Origin of the sequence: Catenulispora rubra (assembly GCF_015356825.1) — a bacterium.
GTDB lineage: Bacteria > Actinomycetota > Actinomycetes > Streptomycetales > Catenulisporaceae > Catenulispora > Catenulispora rubra.
In genome coordinates this window covers 1-8,305 of sequence record NZ_JAACYW010000405.1, presented here as the reverse complement: position 1 = coordinate 8,305, position 8,305 = coordinate 1, and the positions used below count along the sequence as shown (strand labels likewise).

At 71.2% G+C, this 8,305-nt stretch carries 6 protein-coding genes; all 6 read left to right on the top strand.

What is annotated here, in order from left to right; translation table 11 throughout:
• Nucleotides 1-260 (top strand): hypothetical protein (locus GWK61_RS50445; protein ID WP_228564308.1); only part of this gene is annotated, 260 nt, incomplete at its 5' end.
• A complete protein-coding gene (locus tag GWK61_RS50440; RefSeq protein WP_194921054.1) occupies nucleotides 253-1,170 on the top strand; it encodes a PrgI family protein in 918 nt (305 codons plus the stop codon). The genes GWK61_RS50445 and GWK61_RS50440, both read left to right, overlap by 8 nt.
• A complete protein-coding gene (locus GWK61_RS60335) occupies nucleotides 1,167-3,062 on the top strand; it encodes a VirB4 family type IV secretion system protein (RefSeq protein WP_194921052.1) in 1,896 nt (631 codons plus the stop codon). The genes GWK61_RS50440 and GWK61_RS60335 overlap by 4 nt, the downstream gene beginning before the upstream one ends.
• Entirely contained in the window at nucleotides 3,059-5,581 is a 2,523-nt protein-coding gene (locus GWK61_RS50430) for a type IV secretory system conjugative DNA transfer family protein (RefSeq protein WP_323748135.1), read from the top strand. Before GWK61_RS60335 ends, GWK61_RS50430 begins: the two co-directional genes overlap by 4 nt.
• A gap of 173 nt (nucleotides 5,582-5,754) precedes the next feature.
• Nucleotides 5,755-6,705 carry a replication-relaxation family protein gene (locus tag GWK61_RS50425; protein ID WP_194921050.1) on the top strand — a complete coding sequence of 317 codons (951 nt, stop codon included), beginning with the start codon at nucleotides 5,755-5,757 and terminating at the stop codon, nucleotides 6,703-6,705.
• Between the two features lie 58 nt (nucleotides 6,706-6,763).
• Nucleotides 6,764-7,708: a C40 family peptidase gene (locus GWK61_RS50420; protein ID WP_228564307.1), complete on the top strand. Its 945-nt coding sequence runs from the start codon at nucleotides 6,764-6,766 to the stop codon at nucleotides 7,706-7,708.
• The last annotated feature ends 597 nt before the right edge of the window (nucleotides 7,709-8,305 follow it).

Below are 8,305 nucleotides of genomic sequence, written 5' to 3'. Positions count from 1 at the left end.
GTATAAGAGACAGCGAAGGGACAGCGCTCGTGAAGACCACCCAGACCCAGATCAAGGCCACGCCGCGGTTCCTCGAGCCCGGCAACGGCCGGCACCGCCGCGCCCGCCGCTCGTGCCGGGCCCAGCTCGCGGCGGTGCTGAGTGAGGTTCGCGCGGTGCAGCTGACGGCCGCCCCGGTGCCGCCGCGCCCGGCCAAGCAGATCGCCCGCGCCGCCCGGCACGAGGCCACCCGGGCGCTGGGGGGCTGCTGGAATGTCTGAGGCCGACTTCTACTACACCTCCCGGATTCCTCGGGACATCGACCGGCCCGATCAAGTCGTCGGCCCCCTGTCGTTCCGCCAACTGGCCATCGTCGCCGGCGCCGCCGCGGTGTGCTGGGGGGCCTTCGAAGCCCTCCACAAGTCCCTCCCCGCGACCCCGGTCCTGGCCCTCGCCGCGCCGCTGGTGCTGCCGGTGCTGATCGCCGCCGGGATCGCCCTCGGACAACGCGACGGCATCGGCGCCGACCGGTTCCTGCTGGCCGCCATCCGCTACGCCCGCCACCCGCGCCTGCTGGTGTCCGCCCCGAACGGAGTGCTGCCTGTGCCGAAGATCCTGCCCGCCTCCTGGCGCAAGGCCGCCGGCCCGCCGCCCTCTCCGCTGCGGCTTCCAGCGCGCGGCGTCGATGGGATGGGCGTCGTCGACCTGGCCGAGCACGGGGCGGCCGGGATCGCGGCCTGCTCCACGGTGAACTTCGCGCTGCGCTCGGCTGGGGAGCAGAACAGCCTGGTCGGCGCGTTCGGCCGGTTCCTGAACGCGTTGACCGGCCCCACCCAGATCCTCATCCGTACTCGCCGCATCGACCTGGGGCCGCTGGTTGCGGACCTCGAGGACCCCGCAGGGGCCCTGCCGCACCCGGCGTTGGAGGACGCGGCCCGCGAGCACGCCGCGTTCCTGGCCGAGCTGTCGCGCAGCCGGCAGCTGCTGAACCGCCAGGTGCTCCTGGCGGCGCGGGAGCCGGCCGTCGGCAAGCACGGCGCCGAGGCCGGAGTGCGGATCGGGCGTCGCCTGTCCGAGGCCGCCGCGGTGCTGTCCGGCGCGCAGATCACCGTCGCCGCCTACACCCCCGACGGCGCCGCCGACCTCCTCCAAGACGCGATCGCCGGCCACACCCGAAATGGAGCCCCGTGAAAGCCCTCGCCACTCGCCGCCGCGGCGAGGCCCAACCCGTCAGCGTGCCGGACGCCCGGCCGGTCGTCGGCCCGGACAGCGTTCAGATCACCCCGCGGCATCTGGTGGTCGGCGAGGCGTTCGCCGCCTCGTTCGCCGTCACCGGCTACCCGGCCGAAGTCCACGCCGGATGGCTCGAGCCGCTGCTCACCTATCCGGGTCGCCTGGATGTCGCTATGCACGTGGACCCGATCGACCCGGTCACCGCCTCCACCAAGCTGCGCCGGCAGCGTGCGCGGCTGGAATCCACCCGCCGCGCCGATGCCGAGAAGGGACGCCTGGGCGACCCGGAGGCCGAAGCCGCCGCCCAAGACGCCGCCGACCTCGCGTACCGGCTGGCCCGCGGGGAGGGGAAGCTGTTCACCGTCGGGCTGTACCTCACCGTCTACGCCGACTCCGAGGACGCCCTGGCCCGCGAGGTCGCCGCGGTGCGGGCCTTGGCCTCCTCGCTGCTGGTGGCCACCTCGGCGACGACGTTCCGCGCTTTGCAGGGCTGGACCACCTGCCTGCCGCTGGGGATCGACGCGATCGGCGCGACCCGCACCTTCGACACCGGCGCGCTGGCCGCCGCGTTCCCGTTCACCTCCCCGGACCTGGCCGGGCCCGACCCGGCCGACACCGCCCCGGCCTCTGGGGTGCTGTACGGCGTCAACGCCGCCTCCTCCGGTCTGGTGCTGTGGGACCGGTGGGCCCAGGACAACCACAACTCGATTACGCTCGCGCGCTCGGGCGCCGGCAAGAGCTACCTCACGAAGCTGGACGTGCTGCGCTCGCTGTACACCGGGGTGCAGGTGTTCGTGGTGGACCCCGAGAACGAGTACACCCGCCTCGCGTCCGCGGTCGGCGGCTCTGTGCTGTCCATGGGCAGCACCGGAGTCCGCCTCAACCCGTTCGACCTGCCCGCCCACGCCGCCCAGCAGCAGCGCCCCGGCGCGGGCAACGCCCTCACGAGGAGGGCGCTGTTTATCCAGACGTTCATCAGCGTGCTGCTGGGCTGCGAGCTGTCGGCCTTGCAGCGCGCCGCCCTGGACAAGGCGGTGCTCGCGGCATACGCGGCCGTCGGCATCCTCGCGGCCGACCCGCGCACGTGGACGCGGCCGGCCCCGGTCCTGCCGAACCTGATCGACGCGCTCGTCGAGGTCGGCTCCGAGCCCGCGGTGGATCTGGCGGCGAACCTCGAGCCGTACGTGACCGGCTCCTACTCCGGGCTGTTCGACGGCCCCACCTCCACGGCCCCGGCCGGGCACCTGGTCGTGTTCTCTCTACGGGAGCTGCCCGACGAGCTGAAAACCGTCGGCACCCTATTGGTGCTGGACGCGATCTGGCAGCAAGTCACCTCCGGACCTCGGGCCCGGCGTCTGGTGGTGGTCGACGAGATGTGGCTGCTGATGCGCGACCCGTCCGGGGCGAAGTTCCTGCTGCGCATGGCGAAAGCCGCACGAAAACTGTGGGCCGGCCTCGCGGTGATCACCCAGGACGCCGCCGACGTCCTGGGCTCGGACCTCGGGGCAGCGATCGTCGCCAACTCCGCCACCCAGGTGCTGCTGCGCCAAGCCCCGCAGGCCCTGCCCGCGGTCGCCAAGGCGTTCCGGCTCTCCGACGGCGAGACCGCGCTGATCGCCTCGGCCAGCCAGGGACTCGGCCTGCTGGCAGCCGGCAATTCCAGGGTGTCATTCCAGGTCATCGCCTCCGACACCGAGCACCAGCTGTGCTCGTCGTCCCCGGCCGACGCCCTGGACGACGACGGCGACGGCTACTTCGACCACACCACCGACCCCGACGACGAGCCGCTGTACCTGTCCGACGTTGACGACCAGCTCCTGCTCGACGACCCCGAAGGCGACCTGCTGTGACCTACGCAATACCTGCCAGCAGGACCCCCGCCCTGCCTGCACCCAGGAGCCCCGCCATACCCACCACACACAGCCCTCTGATCAACTTCCTGACCCATCCCGGCACGGCATTTGCCCACGCCGGACACGCCATCAGCTCCTTCGCCTCCGCCTACGGCATCGCCGCCGGCTTCGGCACGGCAGCCCTCACCGGCCTCGCGGTCGGCGCGCGCGTCTGGCTGCGGGCCCGCCGCCACGCCACCTGGAGCGACGGAGCCCGGGTCATCACTGTGCTGGCCCCGCCGAAAGTCGACCGGCACGGCGCGGAGATGCTGTGGTCGCAGCTGCTCGGACTGCTGCGTCCGGCCCGCACCCGAGCGCTGGCTGGACAGCACCACCTCGGGTTCGAGTACGTCTTCACCCGCGCCGGGGTGCAGGTGCGCCTGTGGGTTCCCGGCACGGTGCCGCCTGGTCAGGTCGAGGACGCGATCGTCGCGGCCTGGCCCGGCTGCCACACCGAGACCCGCCCCGCGAGCGAGGCCGACCCCCTGGTGCTACCGGCCCAGGCTGCCGCCACCGGCGGATCCCTGGTGCTGGGCCGCACCGAGGTCCTGGCGATTAAGACCGATCATGGTGTGGACCCGTTGCGTCCGCTGCTGAAGGCCGGCTCCGGTCTCGGCCCTGGTGAGCACGCCGCGGTGCAGGTCCTGGCGCGTCCGGTCACCGGACGCCGGGCTCGCGCTGCGCGCCGTGCAGCCAAGGCTCTGCGCGGCGGCGGTACCGGCTCCGCCTCCCCGGTAGCCCGGCTGCTGGACGTCGCCACCCCAGGGGCGACCAGCACGTCGACCAAGCCGGCCGGCTACGGCACCGGCATGATGGATCCGGCCGAGGCCGAGCAGTACCGTGCCGCCTCCCGTAAGGCCGCCGGCGCCCTGTGGGACGTGCGGGTCTTCTACGCCGCCGCCTCCACGATCGCCGGGGAGAAGCCGCGCTCGCCGCGGTTACGCGGCCGGGCCGGGCACATTGCCGGCGCGTTCGCGGTGTTCCGTGAGCCCAACTGGTTCGCCCGCAAACGCCTGTCCGCCCCGGTCGCGGCGATGAACTCTCGGGCGTTCCACGGCAAGGGCAGCCTTCTGTCGGTGCCGGAGCTGGCCGCGGTCGCGCACCTGCCGGTCGACCCGGATGCCGCCGGTCTGGAGCGCGCCGGCGCGGCCAGCATCAACCCGCCACCAGGTATCCCGGCACCGAACCCGAAGGCGGGGATCAAGCCGATCGGCGTCACCGACACCGGCCGGACTCGTCCCGTCGGTCTGTCGGTGGTCGACGCCCGGCACCACATGCACATCATCGGCGCCACCGGCTCCGGCAAGTCCACGCTGATGACCAACCTGATCCTGGACGACGTCGAGGCCGGGCGCGGCGTGGTCGTGGTGGACCCCAAGGGCGACATGGCCGCCGACATCCTGGCCCGGCTCCCGCGCTCGGCCAAGGACCGCACCGTCTTGTATGACGCCGACGACTCCGCGTGCCCGCCGCGGCTGAACGTGCTGCAGGCCGACTCGGTCGAGGACACTGACATGGTCGTCGACAACGTCACCGGCATCTTCGCCCGCATCTTCTCCGCCTACTGGGGTCCGCGCACCGAGGACGTATTCCGCTCGGCGTGCCTGACGCTGCTGCACCACGACCGCACTGGTCGCGCCCACCTCGGGCACGTCGTGCAGATGCTCACCAAAGCCGACAAGCGCGCCGTGCTCACCGCCGCGGCTCGCGAGGCCGACGAGGTCCTGGCCGGATTCTGGGACGACTACGACGCTCTCACCGATGCTGCTCGCGCGAATGTGATCGGGCCGTTGATGAACAAGCTGCGTCCGTTCCTCACTCGCGAGATCGTGAAGAACTCCATCGCCGCCGGACCGTCGTCCTTCGACATGTCCGACGTCCTGGACGGCGGGCTGTGCCTGGTCCGGGTCCCCAAGGGCGCCCTCGGCGAGCAGACCTCTCAGCTCCTCGGTTCGCTGGTCGTGGCCAAGACCTGGCAGGCCGCGTCCCGTCGCGCCCGGCTGGCCCAGTCACAGCGCATTGACAGCGGCTTGTATCTGGATGAGTGTCAAAACTTCTTGACACTTCCTTACCCGATGGAAGACATGTTGGCCGAGGCGCGCGGCTATCGGCTGTCGCTTACCCTGGCGCATCAGAACCTTGCGCAGCTGCCGCGGGCGCTGCGGGAAGGCGTGTCCGCCAACGCCCGCAGCAAGATCTTCTTCAACGCCTCGCCGGAGGACGCCCGCGAACTGGAGCGGCACACCGCCCCGCTGCTGAGCGACTACGACCTGTCGCACCTGGGGGCGTTCCAGGCCGGCGTGCGCCTGGTCGCCGGATCCCAGGAGAAGCCGGCGTTCACGCTGCGCACCATCCCGATGATCGACGCGATCGACGGCCGGGAAGCCGAAATCCGCGCCGGGGCCCGGGCGAGGTTCGGCCGCGTGCCGGTGAAGGGCGACGACGACCTCGGCACGGACATGTGGTTCGCGGCCTGACCGAGGCGAGCGCGGCGCGCCAGGTCCGGCGCGCCGTGCTGATCGAACCCCGCTCGCACATCACAGTCCACTGATGAAAGGCCACCGTCGTGTCGTCACGTCCTGAAACCCCCGGTGCGCCGTTCACACAGGGATACCTTCCGGCCCCGGCCGCGCCCCAGCCAGGGCCGTCGGTGCGCCGGGCCCAGCTGGCGGTGCTGGCCGCGCACCTGACGCCGCGCGACCGGTGGATCGCCGCGATGGTGCACGAACACCGGGTGCTGACCACGAACCAGGTCACCGCGCTCGGGTTCGACGGCGCCCGCACCGCCCGCGCCAGGCTGGCCAAACTCGTCGACCCGCTGCGGCTGCTGGACCGGTTCCGGCCCCGCGTCGCGGTCGGATCGGCGCCCGAGCACTACGTGCTCGGGCCGGCCGGCGCCGGCTGGCTGGCCGCCGCCTACGAGATGTCGGTCAAAGCCTTCGGCTACCACCGCAACCGCGCCCACCAGATCGCCGCCTCCGCGCACCTCGCGCACGCGGTTGGCTGTAACGAGGTCTTCACCGCCATCGCGGTTGCCGGTCGCCGCGACCCGGCCGCCGGGCGGTTGGCTGCCTGGTGGTCCGAGGCGCGCTGCGCCCGGCTGTTCGCCGACGCCGGCGCCCGTCCTGATGGTTACGGCCATTACACGACGGCAGGCATCGATCAGGACCCGGCAGAGGCCCGCAGTGTGCGGTTCTTCCTGGAGTACGACACCGGCACCGAGCCGCTGGGGAAACTTGCTGGCAAGTTCGGCGGCTACGGCAAACTCGCCACCGCCTCCGCGCCGGTCCCGGTGTTGTTCTACCTGCCGTCCGCCACTCGCGAGGCGAACTTCCACCGGTACCTGACCGACCAGCGCCCGACGTTCCCGGTCGTCACCACCAGCCCCGAAGCGTTGCTGTCCGCCGGATGCGGGCCGACCGGGCCGGTGTGGCGGCCGGTCGACGGCCGGCGGGTGTGGCCCGGGGAGACCACCAGGCGCCTGGAACTGATCGACCTGGACGCCCTGACCCGCCCGGTCCGCCTTCGCCAGCGAGCTGCCGGCTCCCCGGCCGTCCACCTGCCGCCGTGGTGGATCGAGCCGCCGAATCCGCTGCCGTGACGACACCCGCCACGCACCGCGACCGCACAGCGCAGCGCAGCGAAAGGAGAGTCATCGCTTGGGGAAGATAGCCACCGCGGCCGGTGCCGCGTTCATGATGCTGATTGTGCTCATCGGCGCCGCCGGCGCTGGAGTCGCTTCCATCTTGGGCCTCGGGTCGGACGCGAACGCCGCCCCGTCCGCGCAGGCGATGTCGCAGATCCCGCCGCAGTACTACTTGCTGTTCACCCGCGCCGCCGCCGAATGCCCCGGGCTGTCCTGGACGGTGCTGGCCGGCATCGCGAAAGAAGAGTCCGACTTCGGCCGGGCCGCCGACCAAGTGTCGAAGGACGGAGCCCTCGGGCCGATGCAGTTCTTGCCCGACACCTTTGACCAGTACGCCCAGCCCGTCCCGCCCGGCGGCGCGACGCCGGCCAGCGTCTGGGACCCCACCGACGCGGTGTTCGCCGCGGCCCGGATGCTGTGCGCCAACGGCGCGAAGAACAACGCCGACATCCACGCCGCCGTGTATGCCTACAACCACTCCGATACCTACGTCACCGCGGTCCTGGCCGACGCCGCCACCTTCGCCCAAGGCGCCGCTGCCTCCGGAGCCGCTCCCGGCGGACCGCTGCCGAGCGCGCCAGGACCGGCCCAGGCCGCGGCGATCGCCTTCGCACAAAGTCAGCTCGGCGTGAAATACGTCTGGGGCGCAGAAGAACCGGGAGTCGCATTCGACTGCTCCGGCCTGGTCCAAGCCGCCTACGCCGCCGCCGGCGTCCATCTGCCGCGGGTGGCCACCGACCAATACAATGCCACCACCCCGGTTCCGGTCGGAGCCCCGCTGCTGCCCGGAGATCTCGTCTACTACGGCACCGCCCCGCACAACCTGGAACACATCGGAATCTACATCGGCAACGGCCTCATGACCGATGCGCCCAACCCTTCCGCTCCTGTTCGGGTAGAGCCGTTTCGGTATACCGGCGACAATTACGCAGGGGCCACACGCGTCGTCGTGAAGTAATTGACAACTCCATGAGACATGGATTCTCTAGTGCCGCCGCCAGGGCAACGTGGGCCCGCTGTGTTCCGTCAGCGGCCTCGTCCCGGCCGCCGCCCCCCACCGGCCACCGTCATCCGCCTGTGAGCAGCCCACCACCGGCGAGACGCCGACACCAGTCGCGTTCCCGGCACGACGGTCCCGGCGCGAACACCCCGACCCTCGACCGTATCGCTTACGGCCCCTATATCAGAGTTTTGTCAAAAACATGATGTCATTGGGGGCTCCGCTCCGTACTCCCATCCGTCCTCCACTGGGTCCTCCGCCTTTGAACGGAGGATCCCCCATCCGCTCCTCGGGCACGTCAGGGCGTTAAGTAGCACGGCTTGGACGACCAGACTTTATCTACTGGTCCTACACCTTCCGATCAACTTCTTCGCGGCCCGTCCCGCGTCCCACGTTTCCCGGTCGGTGGCTAAACCCTTGTCCGCATCATGGCTGCATCTACGTGATGTGCCTCTTCTTTAGGTGTTCTTTCAAACCCCTTGTTCCATCCGTTGGGTCTTCTGCTGGCCGGCGTTCCGCCGGTCAGCCTCCGACCCGCCCCGACTCCCGCCAACC